The 19,826-nt window shown below is 46.5% G+C and carries 17 protein-coding genes, 1 tRNA gene, 2 pseudogenes and 1 CRISPR repeat array; of the genes and pseudogenes, 12 read left to right on the top strand and 8 right to left on the bottom strand.

Going from position 1 to position 19,826, the window contains the following annotated elements:
* Positions 1-13: 13 nt before the first annotated feature.
* The 6 genes from CELL2_RS07035 to CELL2_RS07060 all read left to right on the top strand — a co-directional run bounded on the left by CELL2_RS07035 (position 14) and on the right by CELL2_RS07060 (position 4,575).
* Positions 14-631 carry a CDP-alcohol phosphatidyltransferase family protein gene (locus CELL2_RS07035; RefSeq protein ID WP_038034495.1) on the top strand — a complete coding sequence of 206 codons (618 nt, stop codon included), beginning with the start codon at positions 14-16 and terminating at the stop codon, positions 629-631.
* A gap of 32 nt (positions 632-663) precedes the next feature.
* Positions 664-1,395 carry an ABC transporter ATP-binding protein gene (locus CELL2_RS07040; RefSeq protein ID WP_012311056.1) on the top strand — a complete coding sequence of 244 codons (732 nt, stop codon included), beginning with the start codon at positions 664-666 and terminating at the stop codon, positions 1,393-1,395.
* Entirely contained in the window at positions 1,392-2,348 is a 957-nt protein-coding gene (locus tag CELL2_RS07045; protein WP_012311055.1) for a SufD family Fe-S cluster assembly protein, read from the top strand. Before CELL2_RS07040 ends, CELL2_RS07045 begins: the two co-directional genes overlap by 4 nt.
* A gap of 32 nt (positions 2,349-2,380) precedes the next feature.
* Positions 2,381-2,455: transfer RNA gene (locus CELL2_RS07050), tRNA-Val, on the top strand.
* A gap of 49 nt (positions 2,456-2,504) precedes the next feature.
* A complete protein-coding gene (gene suhB, locus CELL2_RS07055; RefSeq protein WP_039446229.1) occupies positions 2,505-3,275 on the top strand; it encodes a bifunctional fructose-1,6-bisphosphatase/inositol-1-monophosphatase in 771 nt (256 codons plus the stop codon).
* Between the two features lies 1 nt (position 3,276).
* Positions 3,277-4,575 carry a glycoside hydrolase family 32 protein gene (locus tag CELL2_RS07060; RefSeq protein ID WP_038034493.1) on the top strand — a complete coding sequence of 433 codons (1,299 nt, stop codon included), beginning with the start codon at positions 3,277-3,279 and terminating at the stop codon, positions 4,573-4,575.
* Positions 4,576-5,144: 569 nt separating this feature from the next.
* A CRISPR array of direct repeats spans positions 5,145-5,506; the repeat unit is 30 nt; unit sequence GTTTCAATAATTCCTTAGAGGTATGGAAAC.
* A 112-nt stretch (positions 5,507-5,618) separates the two neighbouring features.
* On the opposite strand, the gene CELL2_RS07070 is transcribed toward CELL2_RS07060, so the two are convergent.
* Positions 5,619-6,389 (bottom strand): ABC transporter permease, encoded by a 771-nt coding sequence (locus tag CELL2_RS07070; protein WP_038034467.1) that lies wholly within the window; start codon positions 6,387-6,389, stop codon positions 5,619-5,621.
* Positions 6,390-6,393: 4 nt separating this feature from the next.
* Complete coding sequence (locus tag CELL2_RS07075; RefSeq protein WP_038034465.1) at positions 6,394-7,377, bottom strand: ATP-binding cassette domain-containing protein; 984 nt, start codon at positions 7,375-7,377, stop codon at positions 6,394-6,396.
* Between the two features lie 136 nt (positions 7,378-7,513).
* Between CELL2_RS07075 and CELL2_RS09280 the strand changes: the two genes are divergently transcribed.
* Complete coding sequence (locus CELL2_RS09280) at positions 7,514-7,666, top strand: hypothetical protein (RefSeq protein ID WP_128080970.1); 153 nt, start codon at positions 7,514-7,516, stop codon at positions 7,664-7,666.
* Here CELL2_RS09280 and CELL2_RS07080 read toward each other — a convergent pair.
* Positions 7,647-8,567, bottom strand: a complete 921-nt coding sequence (locus CELL2_RS07080; protein ID WP_038034463.1) for a hydroxypyruvate reductase — start codon at positions 8,565-8,567, stop codon at positions 7,647-7,649. The genes CELL2_RS09280 and CELL2_RS07080 overlap by 20 nt on opposite strands.
* Positions 8,568-8,572: 5 nt before the next feature.
* Positions 8,573-9,727 carry a serine-pyruvate aminotransferase gene (locus CELL2_RS07085; protein ID WP_038034462.1) on the bottom strand — a complete coding sequence of 385 codons (1,155 nt, stop codon included), beginning with the start codon at positions 9,725-9,727 and terminating at the stop codon, positions 8,573-8,575.
* Between the two features lie 205 nt (positions 9,728-9,932).
* On the opposite strand from CELL2_RS07085, the gene frr reads away from it, so the two are divergent.
* The 5 genes and pseudogenes from frr (at position 9,933) to CELL2_RS07110 (ending at position 15,639) form a co-directional block, all read left to right on the top strand.
* Positions 9,933-10,490, top strand: a complete 558-nt coding sequence (gene frr / locus CELL2_RS07090) for a ribosome recycling factor (protein WP_038034460.1) — start codon at positions 9,933-9,935, stop codon at positions 10,488-10,490.
* Positions 10,487-11,187, top strand: a pseudogene (locus tag CELL2_RS07095) (isoprenyl transferase). Before frr ends, CELL2_RS07095 begins: the two are co-directional and overlap by 4 nt.
* Positions 11,180-11,992, top strand: coding sequence for a phosphatidate cytidylyltransferase (cdsA, locus tag CELL2_RS07100; protein ID WP_038034457.1), 813 nt, complete (start codon positions 11,180-11,182; stop codon positions 11,990-11,992). The pseudogene CELL2_RS07095 and the gene cdsA overlap by 8 nt, the downstream one beginning before the upstream one ends.
* Positions 11,989-14,580, top strand: coding sequence for an alanine--tRNA ligase (gene alaS, locus CELL2_RS07105; protein ID WP_038034455.1), 2,592 nt, complete (start codon positions 11,989-11,991; stop codon positions 14,578-14,580). Before cdsA ends, alaS begins: the two co-directional genes overlap by 4 nt.
* A gap of 6 nt (positions 14,581-14,586) precedes the next feature.
* Positions 14,587-15,639 (top strand): hypothetical protein, encoded by a 1,053-nt coding sequence (locus tag CELL2_RS07110; RefSeq protein WP_012311126.1) that lies wholly within the window; start codon positions 14,587-14,589, stop codon positions 15,637-15,639.
* Here CELL2_RS07110 and hslO read toward each other — a convergent pair.
* The 4 genes and pseudogenes from hslO to CELL2_RS07130 form a co-directional block, all read right to left on the bottom strand.
* On the bottom strand, positions 15,595-16,467 hold the full coding sequence (hslO, locus tag CELL2_RS07115) for an Hsp33 family molecular chaperone HslO (protein ID WP_011943862.1): 873 nt from the start codon (positions 16,465-16,467) through the stop codon (positions 15,595-15,597). The two genes, CELL2_RS07110 and hslO, sit on opposite strands and share 45 nt — an antisense overlap.
* Positions 16,464-17,132, bottom strand: coding sequence for a 2-C-methyl-D-erythritol 4-phosphate cytidylyltransferase (gene ispD, locus CELL2_RS07120; RefSeq protein ID WP_011943863.1), 669 nt, complete (start codon positions 17,130-17,132; stop codon positions 16,464-16,466). The genes hslO and ispD overlap by 4 nt, the downstream gene beginning before the upstream one ends.
* Positions 17,129-17,425, bottom strand: coding sequence for a DUF1844 domain-containing protein (locus CELL2_RS07125; protein ID WP_011943864.1), 297 nt, complete (start codon positions 17,423-17,425; stop codon positions 17,129-17,131). The genes ispD and CELL2_RS07125 overlap by 4 nt, the downstream gene beginning before the upstream one ends.
* 6 nt (positions 17,426-17,431) lie before the next feature.
* Positions 17,432-19,805, bottom strand: a pseudogene (locus tag CELL2_RS07130) (ATP-dependent Clp protease ATP-binding subunit).
* Between the last annotated feature and the right edge of the window lie 21 nt (positions 19,806-19,826).

Here is a 19,826-nt window from a genome sequence, read left to right on the forward strand (position 1 = left end):
AGGAGGGAGTGGCATGCTGAGAAAATCCACCGATGGGTGGATTTCTTCTCTGACAAACAGGAGATTTTCCTCAAGGATCACAAATCTCATTCTCGAGAAAAACTGGCAGATAACACCCAATCAGATGTCTTTCATCAGCTTTCTTGTTGGTGTTCTCGCGTTTCCGTTTTATCTTCTCAAAGTTCCATGGATCGCAGGAATTCTTGTTCAGGTTTCTTCTGTTCTGGACGGAGTGGATGGGGAGCTCGCACGCGCAAGAAATGTGTCTTCAAACTGGGGAGCTTTTTTCGATACGATGTTGGACAGGTTCGTGGATATACTGGCCGTTCTTGGGCTGTCTCTTTACGGTTACTTGAAAGATGGTCCCTCTCTTTCTTTACTCTTCTGGTCGGTTCTTGCCGTCAGCGGTTCTCTCATGGTGAGTTACCTTCACAGTGTTGGGAAGGTGTTTGGTACCCACCCGGCTCTCGTCGGAAAACTATCCGGTTTTGCTTCCAGGGATGTTAGGTTGTTCGTTGTATTCGTTTTTTCTCTCTTTGGAATGTATCTTCCTGCTCTTGTAGTTATCTCGATCCTGTCGTATGTTTACACTACTGGGAAATTCGTGGAACTTTTGGTGCTCAACAGGTGATTTCGTGTTAGACTCAATTTGAGGTGATGAATGTGCTGGAGCTCATCGATGTGTGGTACGAGGTAGAGGGAAAGGCTATCCTGAAGGGAATAAACGCTCGCTTCGAAAAACAAAGGGTTTACTCCATACTGGGAACCAACGGTGCGGGAAAAAGCACTCTCGCCTATTTGATCATGGGGCTTGAGGGCTACAGACCCACCAGGGGAAAGATACTCCTCGACGGCGAGGACATCACCGATCTTTCCGTAACAGAGAGAGCCAAAAGAGGGATCACTTTGATGTGGCAGGAACCCGCTCGATTCACAGGAATCAAGATCAGAGACTATTTGACTCTCGGTGGAAGAAGGAAAGTATCGAAAGAGGAGCTCGAAAGGGTCCTGGAACTCGTTGGTCTGAACTCAGCACTCTACTTGGAAAGAAACGTCGATGAAAAGCTGAGCGGTGGAGAGAGAAAGAGGGTAGAACTGGCGAGTATTCTTCTTATGAAACCTAGATACACTATCCTCGATGAGCCAGACTCCGGGATAGATATTATGAGCCTTGAGATGATAGAGAAGGTTCTCTCGGAACTCGTGAATGCGGGTGGCTCTGTGATCTTAGTCACTCACAGAGAAGAAATTGCCCTGGAGAGCGACTACGCCTTTCTCATTTGTCACGGCTCCATCTTGAAAGAAGGAAACCCATCTGAGATCGTGCAGTTCTACAAAAACAGCTGTGACAGATGTGATCATCCGAATGAACCATCAGGGGAGATGATCGTATGATCGTAAAAGACTACAGAAAAGAATTCGAAACACTTGCAAAAGCCTACGAAAAGGCAGGGGGAGACGTTTCGAAGTTCCTCGACAGGAGGATAGCCTCCATCATAATAAGCGGTGACAAGGTCATAGGACTCAACGGTGTGGAGGGAGTAGAACTCACTCCCCACAGGATAGAGAACGGTGTTCAGGTGGACATGAGAATAAAAGAAGGTGTGGTGGTGGAGTATCCCGTCCACGTGTGTACGGGGTACCTGGAAAAGAAAGGACTCCAGCGCGTTGTGTTCAATATAAGGCTCGAGAAAAACGCGAAAGCGATCTTTGTGGCACACTGCGTTTTTCCGTGGACCGAAGACTTCACACACGACGCCTTGATGAATGTGGAACTGGAAGAAGGAGCATGGATGGAGTACCATGACGAGCACATGCACAGTGAAACGGGCTCCATAAATCTGATCACCAGATCGATAGCAAGAGTTGGAGAAGGAGCGGTTTACCGAAACACCTTCACTCTCGTGAAAACAAGAATAGGAACGCTGAGGGTCTTCATGGATGCTTCACTTGAGAAAGATGCCGTTGGAGAACTCTACACGAAAGTAAAGGCCATCGAAGACGACGATGTGGAAGTGAAGGAGATCTTGAGGCTGAACGGAATGGGGGCGAGAGGTCTTGCCAAAACGAACGCAGTTGCAATCGACAGAGCGAAAGTTTCTGTGGTGAACGAAGTTTACGGAAACGCGCCGCACACGAGAGGCCACGTGGAGTGTCTTGAAATCGCAAAGGGAGATGGAGTGGATGTGAGAGCTCTTCCCGTGCTGGTTGTAAAGAACGATTCTTCTGAACTAACCCACGAGGCTTCCATAGGAAGGGTGAACGCGAAACAGCTTGAAACACTCATGGCCAAAGGCCTCACAGAAGAAGAAGCGACCGAAATGATCATAAAGGGTATTTTGACATGATGAAGATTTTGTTGTAAAATCCATAAACGGATGGGTGCGTAGCTCAGGGGGAGAGCGCTTCCCTCACGAGGAAGAGGTCGCAGGTTCGAATCCTGCCGCACCCACCAGCAGGCTCCCTCAAGGGAGCCGTTAATTTTTTTAAAGGGAGGGATCGAATTGGACAGACTGGACTTTTCTATAAAGCTTTTGAGAAAGGTAGGACACCTCCTCATGATACACTGGGGGAGGGTAGATAACGTCGAGAAAAAAACCGGTTTCAAGGACATAGTCACAGAGATAGACAGAGAAGCCCAGAGAATGATAGTCGATGAGATAAGAAAATTCTTCCCTGACGAAAACATCATGGCCGAAGAAGGAATATTCGAAAAAGGAGACAGACTCTGGATAATAGACCCGATAGATGGGACGATAAACTTCGTTCACGGCCTTCCGAACTTTTCCATCTCTCTGGCTTACGTTGAAAACGGAGAAGTCAAGATGGGAGTCGTCCATGCCCCTGCTCTCAACGAAACACTCTACGCTGAGGAAGGAAGCGGTGCCTTCTTCAACGGTGAGAGAATCAGAGTGTCTGAGAACGCCAGCCTCGAAGAGTGTGTTGGTTCCACTGGTAGCTACGTGGATTTCACCGGGAAATTCATCGAGAGGATGGAAAAGAGGACCAGAAGGATTCGGATCCTTGGAAGTGCTGCGCTGAACGCCGCTTACGTTGGTGCAGGAAGGGTTGACTTTTTCGTCGCCTGGAGGATAAATCCCTGGGATATAGCAGCCGGTCTGATAATCGTTAAAGAAGCGGGAGGAATGGTCACGGACTTCTCCGGAAAAGAAGCGAACGCTTTCTCGAAGAATTTCATCTTCTCGAACGGGTTGATCCACGATGAAGTCTTGAAAGTTGTTAACGAGGTGGTAGAAGAAATAGGAGGGAAGTGATATGTTCAAACCGAATTATCACTTTTTCCCGATAACAGGCTGGATGAACGACCCGAACGGTTTGATTTTCTGGAAAGGAAAATACCATATGTTCTATCAGTACAACCCCAGAAAACCTGAATGGGGAAACATCTGCTGGGGCCACGCGGTGAGCGACGATCTCGTTCACTGGAAACACCTTCCCGTTGCCCTCTATCCCGACGATGAAACACACGGAGTGTTCTCTGGAAGTGCCGTTGAGAAAGATGGGAAAATGTTTCTCGTGTACACCTACTACCGCGATCCGGCACACAACAAAGGAGAAAAAGAAACCCAGTGTGTAGCCATGAGTGAAAACGGATTGGATTTCGTAAAGTACGATGGAAACCCGGTTATATCTAAACCCCCAGAGGAAGGGACGCACGCCTTCAGAGACCCGAAGGTGAACAGAAGCAACGGTAAGTGGCGAATGGTACTGGGATCTGGTAAAGATGAGAAGATTGGAAGAGTGCTTCTCTATACCTCAGATGACCTTTTTCACTGGAAGTACGAGGGTGTGATCTTTGAAGATGGAACCACAAAAGAAATAGAGTGTCCCGATCTTGTGAGAATTGGAGAGAAAGATATCCTCATATACTCGATAACGAGTACAAACAGCGTTCTGTTTTCCATGGGAGAGTTAAAGGAAGGAAAACTGAATGTCGAAAAGCGGGGGCTTCTCGATCACGGAACGGACTTCTACGCTGCTCAAACCTTCTTTGGAACAGACAGAGTTGTAGTTATCGGATGGCTTCAAAGCTGGTTGAGAACAGGGCTTTACCCGACAAAACGAGAAGGATGGAACGGTGTTATGAGTCTTCCAAGAGAGCTGTATGTAGAAAACAACGAGTTGAAGGTGAAACCGGTAGATGAACTCTTGGCTCTCAGAAAGAGGAAGGTTTTCGAAACGGCAAAGTCCGGAACATTTTCGCTGGATGTCGGGGATAACAGTTATGAAATTGTGTGTGAATTCGGCGGAGAAATCGAACTTCGAATGGGAAATGAATCTGAAGAAGTGGTGATAACAAAGAGTCGAGACGAATTAATCGTGGATACAACGAGATCTGGTGTTTCAGGTGGAGAAGTTAGAAAGGCGACAGTCGAAGATGAAGCTACAAATAGAATACGAGCTTTCTTGGATTCATGCTCTGTAGAAATTTTCTTCAACGACTCCATAGCTTTTTCCTTTAGGATCCATCCAGAGAAAGTTTACAACGTTCTTACTGTCAAATCGAACCAAGTGAAATTCGAAGTCTTTGAACTCGAGAACATATGGTTATGATGTTAGACAACACTTTGAAAGCAAAGTCTATCTTTGTTTTATGCATACAAACCAGGTTAGTTCCAATCATTCACAAAGTGGGTGATGTGTGTACTTGGCATTGGAAGAACGATACAGAGTATGCAATTACCGGTAACGAAAAATTTCATGCGCCTTTCTGGTACCGGAAGCTATGCGTTAAAAAGGGAATAATGGATGATATGAAGAGACAATATGAAGAGAATTTGTGGTAATCGATGACGTGTAAGTGCTTTGAATTCGAGAAATTAGTAGTTAACTTCTAACACACTGAGGAATACCTTCTTTCATCTATTTGTGAAACATGGAACTAATCGATTTTCACCAAAAACACCTCAAAATGCCCCGACGTAGGTTGATATAATTTATCTTCTGTTTTTTGCTTGTGTTCTTTTCTTGTTTGACTATGCAATTATTCCATTTTTCCAAACAGTACTTGAAGGTGCTCTCTTGTGTGTTAGAATGGTTTATGGAAAGGGAGGATATGGAAGGTCAAAAAACATCTTGCTTTCAGAGTGTGTTTGTGGTATAATTTCTCTTGAACTCAACGGGTTTCAATAATTCCTTAGAGGTATGGAAACCGGAATACGTTATGTCTAGTACCGACGCTATACCGCGTTTCAATAATTCCTTAGAGGTATGGAAACAATATTTCTCACCTTCCTTTTCAACAACCGATATGTCGTTTCAATAATTCCTTAGAGGTATGGAAACCTCGAGCTGTTCTGATACCACTTCTTTCTTATCTCTCGTTTCAATAATTCCTTAGAGGTATGGAAACCTACTTCGCAGCCGTGTATGGTAGAAAGCCGCAGCGGTTTCAATAATTCCTTAGAGGTATGGAAACATTCCGACGCCGGAGACATACCAATCGTGGTACATCGTTTCAATACATCCTTAGAAGCACAAAAAAACTTCTTCTTTTCCGAAATCGTTGTTTCTGTTAGCATTTCATATTCAATGAAGCTCCATAAAAAAACAAAAAGGCAGGGAAACCCCCTGCCTTCGTTTTTGCTGTTGATATCTCAACTTATCCTTGCTCTTTCGAAGCTTTCCATTGCGAGGATGAGCCCTACCAGCATCAAGATCGAGAGAATTCCCCAATCGAGGCCGAAGGAGAACTTCATCACTTTTTCTCCCACTAAGTACCCTCTCGAGGCGTCCACCGCGTAGGTGAGGGGATTTATGTAGGCAAGAGCCTTCATCCAGTTTGGCATGGAATCGATGGGATACATTGCACCGCTCAGAAAGACCAGAGGCATCATCAGAGCCATCATGATCATCTGGAATCCCTCAGTGCTTTCCATCTTCAAAGCAAGCGCAATACCAAAGCTTGCAATGGTAACTGACATGAGAAATCCAACGGCAAGAGCGGGAAGTAGTCCGGATATTTTCAGACTTTCTGCGAGGAAGTAGTTGAAGACGAGAATTATAAGTCCCTGTAAAACGGTAACGATCGCATCTCCAACGATTCTACCTGTGATGCTGAGTCTTCGTGAAGAGGGAGCCACCAGAACCTCTTTGAAGAAGCCAAACTGTTTGTCCCAGATCAAACTCACACCGCTGATAAAACTCATGTTGAAAACTGTCATGGCGAAGATACCAGGTGCAAGGTAAGTCAGGTAATCCACTCCACCAAACATCATTTTCGCCCAGGGATTATCGAAAACTTTGCTCCATCCCAGTCCGAAGAAGATGATCCATATCAGAGGGTTTATTATCATTCCAATGACTCTCGAGCGTGACCTCAAGAATCTCATGAACTGCCTGTAGATCATCGTCACAAAGGCTGCCATGCTATTACCTCCTCATCCTCATTCTCATTCTTGCCATGGTTTTGAAAGAGTTTTCTGGGCCTTCTTCTCTGAGCTCTCTTCCCGTGAGATGGAGGAAAACGTCGTTGAGCGTGGGTTTGTGGTAGGTGATTTCTTCTATTTTCAAACCCTTCTGCTGTGCCAGCTCAAAGATCTTCGGTATCGCCCTTCCAGAATCTTCCACGTTCAGCTCCAGCCTTCCATCGGGGAGTTTTTTACACGACTCTATGAATTCGCCTTCGAGACATTCAACGGCTTCAGAGAATCTCACGTAGATAATCTCTTTTCCAACCATTCGCTTCAACTCGGTTGGAGTTCCGAGTGCTATGATTTTCCCGTGATCTATGATCGCCACTCTGTCAGCAAGCTGTTCTGCCTCGTCCATGTAATGGGTGGTGAGAAAGATTGTCATGTTGTGTTCTTTTTTCATTTTCGAGATGTATTCCCACATATGCGCTCTTGTGTGTGGATCGAGACCAATGGTGGGTTCGTCAAGAAAGAGAACCTCCGGTTCATGTATTAAGGAGCGAGCTATTTCGAGTCTTCTTGCCATGCCACCACTGAACGTTTTGACCGGTTTGTCTTTGAACTCCAGAAGTTCCACGAACTCGAGAAGTTCAAGGATTCTCTTTTTGAGTTTTTCTCCACCGTAGCCGTATATTTTTCCGTGTATGTACATGTTTTCATACGCGGTGAGCTCTCTGTCCAGTGATTGATCCTGAAAGACTATACCGATTTTTCTTCTAACTTCTCGAGGTTCTTTCAGCACGTCATGACCGGCAACCCATGCCTTTCCACTCGTCGGTTTTAGAAGCGTGGTGAGCATGTGAATGGTGGTGGTTTTTCCCGCTCCGTTTGGGCCAAGAAAAGCGAAAACTTCTCCTTTCTTCACTGAAAAGCTGACTCCTTTGACCGCTTCGAAATCTCCGAACTTTTTCACCAGATTTTCCACGACGATAATGTCTTCCATCTCTGACACCTCCATAGAGTCAAAAGATATATCGATAGATATATCCTCTGGGATTATAAAATAATATGCATGGATATGTCAATCGGTTTGAACCTGAAGACGGAGAAAAGGATCTATTAACTTGGAGGGGGAAAACATGGAGAGAGTACGGGATTTTTTCGTTCTTCTCTTTTGCGTTTTACTTTTCACTTACGAATTCCTTGCTTTGAACGTGAGAATAATGTTCAGATCCGTAAAGAAGAAAAAAAGCCGGGAGACAACCCCCGGCTTCAAATTCCCAGTTCTTTGAAAATCTTCTCCACAAGTTCTATTCCAACTCTATTCTGAGCTTCATCTGTAGAGGCACCTATGTGGGGTGTGGCGACGACGTTGTCCAGACTCAGAAGTTTCTTTCTGATTTCATCAGTTGGTGGTTCCACTTCGAAGACGTCGAGCCCTGCAGCGTAAACTTTTCCACTCACAAGGGCTTCGTACAGGGCTTCTTCATCGATTGTTCCCCCACGAGCTGTGTTTACTATGATGACACCGTCTTTCATCTTCGCGATACTCTCTCTGTTTATGATATGCCTGGTTGATTCTGTGAGAGGCACATGCAGAGAAATGAAGTCGCTTTCTTTGAAAAGAGTGTCCAGATCCACGTATTCAATGGGTAGATCCGTTTCGGGTTTTGCGGGATCGTAAGCGATGATTTTCATTCCAAAGGCAAGGGCTCTTTTTGCCACTTCCTGTCCGATGTTTCCAAATCCAATGAGTCCCAGTGTTTTTCCAAGAAGTTCCTTTCCATTGAGTGCTTTCTTTTCCCATTTTCCTTCTTTGAGAGATATGGTGGCTCTTGCTATGTGGCGAGCGCAGGCGAGCATCAAGCCCATCGCAAGTTCTGCCACGGATGGAGCGCTGGCACCTGGAGTGTTGAGCACTTTTATTCCTTTTTCCTTGGCTTTTTGAACATCTATGTTGTCCAGCCCGATACCTGCCCTTGCGATGATCTTCAGATTTTTCCCGGCCTCTATGATGTCGGCTGTGACTTTAGTGGCGCTTCTGACGACAAGAACATCGACTTCCGGTATGATCTTCATCAATTCGTCTTTTTCCAGGTGTTCCGATGTGACTTCGAGTTCATCTTTGCTCATAAGAAGCTGCGTTGCCTCTTTATCGAGAGGATCGTTCACGTGCACTCTGTATCTCGCCATCTCCATCACTCCCCAATGAATTCTTTAGCGAAGACAGCTTCGGCTGCCTTAACACCGGCTCCGAGTTCGAACTCATAACCGAGTTCTTTCAAGGTGAATTCAAGAGCGGAAATGGCAGTTATGGTGTCGAAGGGTGACATGTAACCAAGGTGTGCTATCCTGAATATCTTTCCTTTGAGTTTCCCCTGTCCGCCGGCAATGCTCACACCGTACTTGTCTCTCATGATCTTGGGAATCTGTTTTCCATCGATGCCCTCAGGCACTTTCACAGCTGTTACAACGTTCCCAGGTCTTTTCGAAAGGAGTTCCAGTCCAAGTGCTTTTATCGCCGCTCTTGTCGCGTCTCCAAGTATTCTGTGCCTTTCCCACACGTTCTCTATGCCTTCTTCTTTTATCATCTGAAGAGCCTTTCTCAACATGTATATCATGTTTACTGCGGGGGTGTAAGGATTGTCGGGATAAGATTTTCTGTAGGCCCTCAGATCAAAGTAGTACCTTGGAGATCTGGATTTTTCCACGAGCTCCCACGCTTTGTCGTTGAGAGAGATGAGCGCCAGTCCTGGAGGTAACATCAAACCCTTCTGTGAACCTGTGACAACGACGTCCACACCCCATTCATCCATCTTCAGTGGTTCTGCTCCAAGAGCGCTGACAGCGTCTGTTACAAGAACAACGTCTTTTTCCTTCGTGACTCTGGCAATTCCTTCGAGGTCTATGACTGTACCCGTTGATGTCTCACTGTAGGTGGTGAAAATGACCTTCGCATCTGGGTTTTTGTTGAGAGCCTCTTCGATCTGTTCAGGTGTGACCGCGTCTCCCCATTCGAGGGCGATTTCTACGATATCAGCACCGTAGGCTTGACAGAGCTCTTTCCATCTTTCACCGAACTTTCCAGCCACAACCACGATCACCTTGTCTCCGGGACTCACAAGATTTACCACCGCTGCTTCCATGGCTCCAGTTCCCGTGGAAGCAAAGGCGTACACGTTGTTTTTTGTCTGAAAGACGTACTTTGCGCTTTCGAGGGTCTCTTCCATTATGGAAACAAACTGAGGTGTCCTGTGGTGTATTGTTTCCTTCGCTCCTTCTGTTAAAATATCGTTTGGGACTGGTGTTGGTCCAGGTGCCATTATGTAGTGTTTCTTAAGAAACTTTCCCATGGAACTCCCCCTTTCCAGGATGATGGTGCTTGTTATTTTTTTAACTAATTATACTACCAGAATTTTTACAGACGGATGAAGCATATTTATCAAAAGGAACAAGAAACCAAAAAAATCTGTTTGCTATAATCTTGAGAGGTGTTGGGAATATTATACAATGGCCATCGATGGTGTAAACACAAATTTCAACAGGGAGGGGAAAGGCATGGTTAATCCAATCATAAAAGAAGCGAAGGAAAAGATGAAGAGAACACTGGAAAAAATTGAGGATGAACTGAGAAAGATGAGAACAGGGAAGCCCTCTCCAGCCATTCTTGAGGAGATCAAGGTAGATTACTATGGTGTTCCAACTCCTGTGAATCAGCTCGCCACGATCTCTGTTTCTGAAGAAAGAACCCTCGTTATAAAACCCTGGGATAAAAGTGTTCTTTCCCTCATAGAAAAAGCAATAAACGCGTCCGATCTTGGTTTAAACCCCATAAACGATGGAAACGTGATCAGGCTTGTCTTTCCTTCTCCAACCACCGAGCAGAGGGAAAAGTGGGTTAAAAAGGCTAAGGAGATCGTCGAGGAAGGGAAGATCGCCATCAGAAACATCAGAAGAGAGATTCTGAAGAAGATAAAAGAAGATCAGAAAGAGGGTCTCATTCCAGAAGATGATGCCAAAAGGCTGGAAAACGAAATACAGAAGCTAACAGACGAGTTCATCGAAAAGCTGGACGAGGTGTTCGAAATCAAAAAAGAGGAGATCATGGAATTTTGAGGATACCACAGCACGTTGCGATCATAATGGATGGAAACGGCAGATGGGCGAAAAAGCGAGGTCTTCCTAGAATAAAAGGGCACCAGCGAGGTGCAGAGGTGCTCCACAACACCGTGAAATGGTCTTTAGAACTGGGGATAAAGTATCTCACAGCTTTTTCCTTCTCCACAGAGAACTGGAAAAGACCGAAGGAAGAAGTGGAGTTTCTCATGGATCTTTTCGTTCAGATGATAGACCGTGAGATGGAACTCCTCAGAAAAGAAAGAGTCAGAGTCAGAATCCTTGGAAGAAAAGAAGGTCTTTCGGAGAAAGTGCTTAAGAAGTGGCAGGAAGTGGAGGAAAAACTAAAGAATTCGACCGGATGACGCTCATTATCGCGTTCAACTACGGAGGTAGAAGGGAGATCCTCGACGCGGTAGAATCTATTTTAAAGGATGTGTCTCGGGGGAAGAAATTAGAGCTCACTGAGGAGACCTTTCGTCAGTATCTGTATCTACCAGACGTTCCAGATCCGGATTTGATAATAAGAACCTCAGGTGAGATGAGACTCAGTAATTTCCTTCTCTGGCAGTCCGCGTATTCCGAGCTTTATTTCTTCAAAAAACTGTGGCCAGATTTCACGAAGAGGGATTTTCTGAGGGCTATAGAGAGTTATTCAAAAAGGGAAAGACGATTCGGAGGTTTGAGCAATGGATGATTTGAAAACCAGAGTCATAACCGCGAGTGTCGTAGCACCTTTCGTTGTTCTGTGCTTCGTGAGTTACGAGAGTTTGATAGGACTCGTTTCTGCAATCGTCATTCTGGCTGGCTATGAACTCATCACACTTGAAATGAAAGAACGTGATGCACGATTTTTCTATGTGATACTCCTCGCTCTGTATCCCGTTCTCTACGGTCTTGTTTTTGAGGAACCCACGCAGCCGCTGTCGATCCTCTTCATAACTGGAGTGGTTTTCTCTCTGATAACTGACAAAGCTCCTTCGCAGGTGTTCAAGACAGTCGCTGCTTTTTCGATCGCTCTCATTTACGTTACCTTCTTCCTCAGTTTCTTTCTTCCGATTTATCGGGATTTTGGTGCCGCGAACGCTCTTCTCGTTCTCACCTCCACCTGGGTGTTCGATTCCTTTGCATACTTCACGGGTTTGAAATTTGGAAGAACGAGGATCTCTCCTCGATACAGTCCAAGAAAGAGCCTTGAGGGAGTGATAGGAGGATTCCTGGGTGTTGTCATCTACACCTTTTTGTATCGACTCGTTGTGAACGATCTGCTCTCTGTGAACGTGATAGGTTTCGGAACGTTCCTTCCTTTCGCCGCAACGGTCGCGGTTATGGACACCTTCGGTGATATTTTTGAATCGGCCCTGAAGAGACACTACGGTGTTAAGGATTCAGGAAAAACCCTTCCGGGTCACGGAGGGATGCTCGACAGAATAGATGGACTGCTCTTTGTTGCTCCTGTCAGCTACATCGTGTTCAAAATCTTAGAAGGAGTGGTGCGATGAGATACATGACTTCCGAAGAGATCAGAGAAGCTTTTTTGAAATTCTTCGAAAAAAAGGGGCACAAGATACTACCGAGTGCTTCTCTCATACCGGACGATCCTCAGCTTCTCTTCACCGTGGCCGGTATGGTCCCTTTCAAGCCCATTTTCTGGGGCAAAGTCGAGCCCGTTTACACGAGGGTGGCTACCTGTCAGAAGTGTTTGAGAACCGTTGATATAGAGAATGTGGGAAAGACTCCAAGGCACCATACGTTCTTTGAAATGCTCGGTAATTTCTCCTTTGGAGACTACTTCAAAGAAGAAGCCATAGAGTGGGCCTGGGAGTTCCTCACCCAGGTGCTTGGGGTTCCTGAAGAAAAACTGTGGGTCTCCGTTTACGAGGAAGACGAAGAGGCATTCAGAATCTGGAACGAAAAGATAGGTCTTCCCGAGAAGAAAATTTTGAGAATGGGAAAAGAAGACAATTTCTGGGGGCCGGCTGGGCCAACGGGGCCGTGCGGTCCCGACACGGAGATCTTTTACGATACAGGGTACTCGAAAGGCTGTCCTGAGGGCGAGGAATGTACTCCTGCCAATTCTGAAGGGCGATTCGTGGAGATATGGAACCTTGTTTTCACCGAGTATTACCAGGACGAAGAAGGAAAGCTCCATCCTCTTCCAAGAAAGAACATAGATACGGGAGCTGGTCTTGAAAGGTTCTGTGCGATGATGCAGGGAGTTTACAGTAATTTCGACACGGATCTGTTCCAGCCGATAATAAACCGCATAGAGGAATTGACGGGTGTTGGCTACAAAACAGATGAAGAAAAAGATGTTTCCATCAGGGTCATAGCCGATCACATAAGGGCCATCACCTTCTTGATCAGTGAAGGTGTTTTCCCTTCCAACGAGGGAAGAGGGTACGTTCTCAGAAGAATCATAAGGCGTGCGATGAGGCATGGAATACTCCTCGGTATGAGTGAACCGTTCCTCTACAGGATCGTTGATGCCGTGGTGGAGAAGATGGGAAAAGTTTACCCGGAGATCGTTCGTGGTGAAGGTATGGTGAAAGAAGTTCTTTCCGCGGAAGAAAACAGATTTCTAAAGACTCTCGAGCAGGGAATGAAAGTCTTTGACGAGATCGTCGAGAAGAAGGGAAAAATAGATTCCGAAGACGCGTTCAGACTCTACGATACATACGGACTTCCACTGGAGCTCACCCTTGAAATCGCAAAGGAGAAAGGTGTGGAAGTCGATGTGCAAGAGTTCAACAAATACATGGAAGAACAACAGCGAAAGTCAAGAGCTGCTATGGGCGATGTGGAATTTGCCAGAAGGTACGAGTACCTTGAAAAACTCCCCAAAGATTTCCGAATCGAATTCACTGGGTACGAAAAACTCGAAGATGAGGGCGAGGTCGTTCTCATAGCCAGGGACGACGAAACGGTGGAAGAAGCGTCAGAAGGCACAGTTGAGGTGGTTTTTTCAAGAACTCCGTTCTACGCGGAGAAGGGTGGGCAGGTATCCGACACGGGGATGGTGGAATGGAGAGATGGAAAAGCACTTGTGGAATACGTCTTTGAAGCTTCAGAAGGTGTGATCGTCCAAAGAATAAAGATACTGGATGGTACTCTAAGAAGAGGCCAGAAAGTGGTTCTCAGAGTGGATAAGAAGAGAAGAGAGTCTACAATGAGAAATCACACGGCAACTCATCTGCTTCACGCGGCTTTGAAAAAGGTTCTGGGAGACCACGTGAGGCAGGCTGGGTCCTTAGTTGCACCTGACAGATTGAGATTCGATTTCACACATTTCAAAGGTCTTTCGAGCTCAGAAATAGAACAGGTGGAGGATCTGGTGAACGAATGGATCATGGAAGCGATTCCGGTCGAGGTGAGATACACGAGCTACGAAGAAGCGGTAAAGTCCGGAGTTGTTGCGCTTTTCACGGAAAAATACGGAGATGTGGTCAGGGTCGTCGAGGTTCCCGGTGTGAGTAAAGAACTCTGTGGCGGAACGCATGTGAAAAACACAGGGCAGATAGGTTTGTTCAAGATCATCTCGGAGGAATCCGTTTCGTCAGGTGTGCGAAGAATCGAAGCGGTCACCGGCTTCAGCGCTCTGGAACTTCTGAGAAACCAGAAGAAACTGATCGATCAGCTGAAAGAAATCCTCGGGGCAAGGGAAGACGAGCTCACGGACAGGGTCCTGAGCTTGAGAGAGAAGGTGAAGGAACTCGAAAAGAAACTCTCTCAGGGAAGGATTTCCGAAAAAATGATAACCATGAAACAGCTGGAGGATGGTGTAAAGGTCTTTCACGGTGTCTTCGAAGGTGTCGAGGCAAAACACCTCGGAGGAATAGCAGATAACGTTTTGAAAAAGGAAGGGGAAGGCATTGTTATTCTCTTCAGTAAGTTCGAAAACAAGGTTTTCCTCGTCGTGAAGGTTTCTGAGAATCTTCTTGACAGGTACGATGCCTCCTCTATAGCACGAAACATAGCGAAGGAACTCGGTGGAAGCGGAGGAGGCCGAAAGAATTTTGCCCAGGCGGGTGGAAGACATCCGGAGAGGATAAAAGATGTTCTGGAACGTCTCGAAGAGTTTCTGAGGTGAAACTCTGTGGAACTGGTCGTTGATGCTCGTGAACTCAAAGAGTGGGTTTATCTGCTCGATAAACTGGTTGGAACGACCGAACCAACTGCGAGATTCCTCAGTTTCTTTTACAGAGATGGACTCTGGGTGAGTGCGAGTGACAACTGCGCCAAAGTGGAGATATTTCTGGGGGAGATACCTCGATTCGAAGACAGCAGGATCGTTTCATTGGATCTGGTGAAGTATTTTTTGAGTGACGTTAAGGTCAGTGATGTTCGAATCACCGTCCTTCAGGAACGGCTCGTTCTGAAAGCGGGAAATGAAGTTCTGGACGTTCGGTGCAAAACGGGAGAAATTCCTCCAGGAGATGGCGAAGAGGAATTTCTCTGCACCCTTACCAAGCGTGAATTCGAAGGAGCGTTGAATTTTGCCAGCTCCAATCTTGACGAAGGAGAATTCCTGATTCTTCTTTTTGAAGAAAAGGATGTTTTGATGTTTGGAGCGTCAGCGGGCATTATGACCCTTGCACAGATTTCTACTATTCCAAAGAAGCCCTTTTCTACGAAAATTCCATACGTCACGGTGAGGCACATTTTCAAGGCTCTTCAAAGGCTGGATGTTCAGACTCTGGACTTCTATGAGAAATCTGGAAAACTCGTGGTGAAGTACCCTCACTTCGTGATGGAAGTCTGCGGTGACGAAGTGGGCGAAGAGGAGATCAAAAAACTGAGGGCTTTGCTGAAAGAAAAGACCGCAGAACGAATAGATGCAAGGAGACAGGTTCTCGCAAAGCTTGTGAGAAAAGCCGCAGTGCTTTCAAGAGGAGACTACGCTACGATCTCAAGAAGGGGAGAAAGCCTGAAGGTTCAGGTGAAGCGAAAGAATCTCAGCTACACTGCAGAACTCTTCGTGGAATCTGGAAGAGATTTTGTTGTGGTGTTTCCTTCGAAGAAACTGAGAAGTGCCCTCGCACGGATGGACACCGAAAGGATATTTCTTGAGATCACAGAAAGGTTCCTGAAGATCTCCAATTTTTCAGGAACCAGAGTTATCTACCTTGAACTTGAGGAGTTCTTCTAATTCCTCCTCGGAGAAAACGTATTTTGTGTTGCACCACTTACAGACGACCTCTCCTTTCCCTTCTTTTCGCATGTCCTCCAGTTCTTTTTTGTCCAGAACGAGAAGGGCGTTTTTGGCTTTTTCCCTGTTGCAATCACATTTGTACCTTATTTCCGCTGTTTCGACGAATCCTACCTTCTCACCGAATATTCTTTCCAGAACGTCCAGAGGTTCTGCTTTTTGGAAAAGCTCGGTTATGTACGGAAGATTCTTTATGTTCCTTTCGATCAATTCCACCTTCTCCTGTTCAAGGGTGCGATCGATGATTTGAACGGCGAATCCTCCCGCGATCTTCACACCGCCTGAGTCCACAAGAACACCGATGGAAAAAGCGGATGGTATCTGTTCAGAAACCGCGAAATAATAAGCCAGATCTTCGGCGATCTCACCGCTCACCAAAGGTAACTGAGAGACAAAGGGGGTTTTCAACCCAAGATCTCTTACTACCCTGAGAACACCCTGACCGATAGCACCGGCAACATCAAACTTTCCCTTTTCATTTAAGGGCAGTTCCACCTTGGGATTTGCCACATATCCCCTGACAGTGAATTCACTGGTCGACTGTGCAACGACTCTCCTTATCGGTCCGTTTCCCTCTATGTCCAGCGTCCACCTTTCTTTTTCGGCGAGCCATGGTGTCACAAGAGCTGCACCGATGAGGGCTCTTCCCAGAACCACCGTGGCGAGGTATGAAAGGCTGTGCCTGTTTCGAGCCTCTTCCACCACTTCTCTCATTCGAACGATCGAAAATCTCACCTTGTGATCGAACATCGTGCCGTAATAAATCATGGTATCCTCTCCCATTCTCTGGCGATGATTCTCGCCAGTTCCAGATCTTCTTTAAACGTCACTTTGAAACACAGAGGATCTCCTTCGACCAAAGCTATTTTCACTCCGAGCTTTTGAACGGGTTCCGTGTCGTCTGCCCATTCGCCACCGTTTTCATGGGCCTTTTTCAAAATCTCGTAAGAAAAAGCCTGCGGTGTAAGAATTCTGTACACTCCTTTTCTTGGGATGTATTCCATTCTGTCGTTCTCAACTCTTACGAGCGCATCGGAATTCTTCAACGCGAGGGTTGCCGCTCCCGTTTCGCGGGCTCTTCTGAGAACCTCAGACACGTGTTTCTTTCTCAGAAACGGTCGTGCTGAGTCGTGTACGAGAACGTAAGAGGGAGAGAACTTTTCAAGAAATTCGAGGGCGCTTCTCACACTCTGGCTTCGTGTATCTCCACCCTCGACAATTCCGAGTACTTTTTCGTGGAACACTCTTTTCTCTACAACTTCGAACCACTCTCTTCGTGTCACTATTACAACACCATCTATCGCTTCACTTTTCAAAAACGTGGAAAGCGGATACTCGAAAAGCATCCTTCCCTCTATCTCGAGGAACTGTTTTGGAACGTTTTCAGACATTCTTTCACCTTTTCCCGCTGCAAGGAGAATCGCTACGTTCATGCGTTTTCTGTCTCCTTCTTCTTGCTTTTTTGATACTGATGGAAGTAGTTGAGCTTCAGGGTGGAGAGAACTCCCTCCATTTCTCGGCGAACTTCCTCATCCACGAGGTCCTTTATCCTGTTGAATATCGCGTCGAGCGTGTCTATTCCAAGTCGTGCTTCTTCGAGATCTTGATAGAAATCTCCGTATTCGTCTTCTGTGAGGCCGAGCCGTGCCCAGCATCGAGCACTTATGGTGCTGAAGAAGAGGAGTATGAGATCCTTCATGGAGAGTTTTTCTTTCTTTTCCTCCACGGATCGTCACCTCCTCTCTATCTTCAGACCGTATTCGTCCGCGTCGACCAGAACCCTGTCTCCCTCTTTTATCTCTCCCTCCAGTATTTTATCCGCTATCATCGACTCGAGTTCGAGTTCTATGATTCTTCGGAGTGGTCTTGCGCCGAGAGACGGCACGTAACCCGCCTCTGCCAGGTAATCTTTCGCCCTTTCTGTGAGCTCGATGGAGATGTTCTTCTCTTTCAGTATTTCCTGGAGCTGTCTCACCATGATTTCCACTATCTTCTTCACCTCTTCCATCGTGAGCGGTTTGAAGTAAACTATGGCGTCTATTCTGTTCAGGAACTCGGGTTTGAAGGTGTTTCGAAGTTCTCTTTCTATCTCAATTCTCACACCGTTTTCCGACATTTCGAGGATCTTCTCGCTTCCTATGTTGCTCGTCATGATGATGATGGTGTTTCTGAAGTCCACAGTGTTTCCTTTTCCATCGGTCAATCGCCCGTCTTCGAACACCTGAAGCAGGATGTTGAATACGTCTGGATGTGCCTTTTCTATCTCATCGAGGAGAATCACACTGTAGGGCCTTTTTCTCACAGCCTCGGTGAGCTGTCCTCCCTCTTCGTAACCCACGTAACCCGGAGGTGCCCCTATGAGTCTGGCAACGGAGTGTTTCTCCATGTACTCACTCATGTCGAGCCTGATCATGGCGTCTTCACTGCCGAAGAGCACATCTGCGAGAGTTCTGGCGAGTTCTGTCTTTCCCACGCCCGTTGGTCCGAGGAACAGAAAGACACCGATGGGCCTTCTCGGATTTTTGATACCAACCCTTGCGCGTCTTATGGTCCGCGCCACTATCTTCACGGCTTCCTCCTGATTCACCAGGCGCTGGTGTATGAATTCTTCGAGTTTCAGGAGTTTCTCTCTTTCGGATTCCATGATTCGAGACACGGGAATGCCGGTCCACTGTTCCACGATCCTTGCCACAACGTTCTCATCGACAACCGGTTCCACCTTTTCTTGTTTTTCCTTTTTCTTCGTATTCGTTTTTCAATCTCTGGAGTTCGACCTTCAGCTTTGCCGCTTCTTCGTATTCTCCCTTCACAACGGCGTCGTTTATTTTTTCTTCAAGGTTTTTGATCTCTTCTTCGAGTTTCAGGAGTTCTTCTGAAGGGTACGAGGATTCAAGGCGAACATAAGCGGCCGCTTCGTCTATCAGATCAACGGCCTTGTCCGGGAGGAATCTGTTTGTTATGTATCGCGCGGAGAGTTTCGCCGCAGTCTCCAGAGCGTCATCCGTTATCTTCACGTGATGATGTTCTTCAAAGACCTTTCTTAACCCTTTCAATATTTCAATCGTCTGCTCGACCGTCGGCTCTTCCACTATGACCGGCTGGAATCTTCTCTCAAGCGCCCTGTCTTTTTCTATGTATTTTCTGTACTCCTCAACGGTGGTTGCTCCTATTATCTGAATCTCTCCCGTTGTGAGTTCTGGTTTCATTATGTTCGCGGCATCGAGAGCACCTTCGGCTGCTCCCGCTCCTACCACCGTGTGAACCTCGTCGATGAAGAGTATTACTTCTCCTTTTTTTCTCTTCAATTCATCGAGGAGGCGTTTCAGTCTTTCTTCAAAATCTCCTCTGAAACGGGTCCCTGCCACCAGTCTGCCCATGTCGAGTTTTAAGACTCTGACGTTTCTCAAAAACAGAGGAACTTTCCCTTCAACTATTCTCTGGGCGAGCCCCTCGACGACAGCTGTCTTTCCCACTCCCGGGTCTCCTATGAGGACCGGGTTGTTCTTTGTTCTTCTGGACAGTATCTGTATCACCCTTCTGATTTCCTTTTCACGATCTACTACAGGCATGAGCTTTTTTTCGCGGGCTAGCTGTGTGAGATCCATTGTGAAGCGAGCGAGCGCTTCCACGTTCTCTGCCTCATCTGTTTTACCCGTTGATCTGATCTTCCTTATTGCTTCATAGACTCTCTCAGGTGTCACACCATATCTCGAGAGAATTCGGAACGCCGTGGAATCGGGTGACAGGACCATTCCCAAAATAAGGTGCTCGGTTCCTATTTTTGAATCTCCCATTCTTCTCGCTTCTTCTCGCGCTTTTTCAATGACGTGCCTCGCGTCCGGAGTTATGAAAATCTGAGAAACAGATGCTCCTTCAGGAACTCTAACTCCGTATTTCCCAATGAACACCTCCACCTCATCTTTGAGCCTGTTTATGTCCACGTTCAGCTCCTTCAGAAGCTCCACACCAACGTTGTTTCCTTCTTCCAATATCGCAAGCAGTATGTGCTCACTGGAAAGCTGATTTTGTCTGTATCGGGTCATTATATCCTGAATGCTCATCATCACTTTCTGCGCCTTTTCCGTGTACTCTTCCAGATTGAACATGTAGCATCACCTCCCAGAAAA

The organism is Thermotoga sp. Cell2, assembly GCF_000789375.1.
GTDB classification, from domain to species: domain Bacteria; phylum Thermotogota; class Thermotogae; order Thermotogales; family Thermotogaceae; genus Thermotoga; species Thermotoga petrophila.

Bases quoted from the DNA above. Each gene is read 5' to 3' on its own strand.
- cdsA (WP_038034457.1), top strand. From the start codon at position 11,180: ATGGATGATTTGAAAACCAGAGTCATAACCGCGAGTGTCGTAGCACCT.
- alaS (WP_038034455.1), top strand. From the start codon at position 11,989: ATGAGATACATGACTTCCGAAGAGATCAGAGAAGCTTTTTTGAAATTC.
- CELL2_RS09280 (WP_128080970.1), top strand. From the start codon at position 7,514: ATGGAGAGAGTACGGGATTTTTTCGTTCTTCTCTTTTGCGTTTTACTT.
- frr (WP_038034460.1), top strand. From the start codon at position 9,933: ATGGTTAATCCAATCATAAAAGAAGCGAAGGAAAAGATGAAGAGAACA.
- CELL2_RS07070 (WP_038034467.1), bottom strand. From the start codon at position 6,389: ATGGCAGCCTTTGTGACGATGATCTACAGGCAGTTCATGAGATTCTTG.
- ispD (WP_011943863.1), bottom strand. From the start codon at position 17,132: ATGAACGTAGCGATTCTCCTTGCAGCGGGAAAAGGTGAAAGAATGTCT.
- CELL2_RS07080 (WP_038034463.1), bottom strand. From the start codon at position 8,567: ATGGCGAGATACAGAGTGCACGTGAACGATCCTCTCGATAAAGAGGCA.
- CELL2_RS07075 (WP_038034465.1), bottom strand. From the start codon at position 7,377: ATGGAAGACATTATCGTCGTGGAAAATCTGGTGAAAAAGTTCGGAGAT.
- CELL2_RS07045 (WP_012311055.1), top strand. From the start codon at position 1,392: ATGATCGTAAAAGACTACAGAAAAGAATTCGAAACACTTGCAAAAGCC.
- CELL2_RS07035 (WP_038034495.1), top strand. From the start codon at position 14: ATGCTGAGAAAATCCACCGATGGGTGGATTTCTTCTCTGACAAACAGG.
- CELL2_RS07085 (WP_038034462.1), bottom strand. From the start codon at position 9,727: ATGGGAAAGTTTCTTAAGAAACACTACATAATGGCACCTGGACCAACA.
- hslO (WP_011943862.1), bottom strand. From the start codon at position 16,467: ATGATTTATTACGGCACGATGTTCGATCACAAGGTGAGATTTTCGATC.
- CELL2_RS07060 (WP_038034493.1), top strand. From the start codon at position 3,277: ATGTTCAAACCGAATTATCACTTTTTCCCGATAACAGGCTGGATGAAC.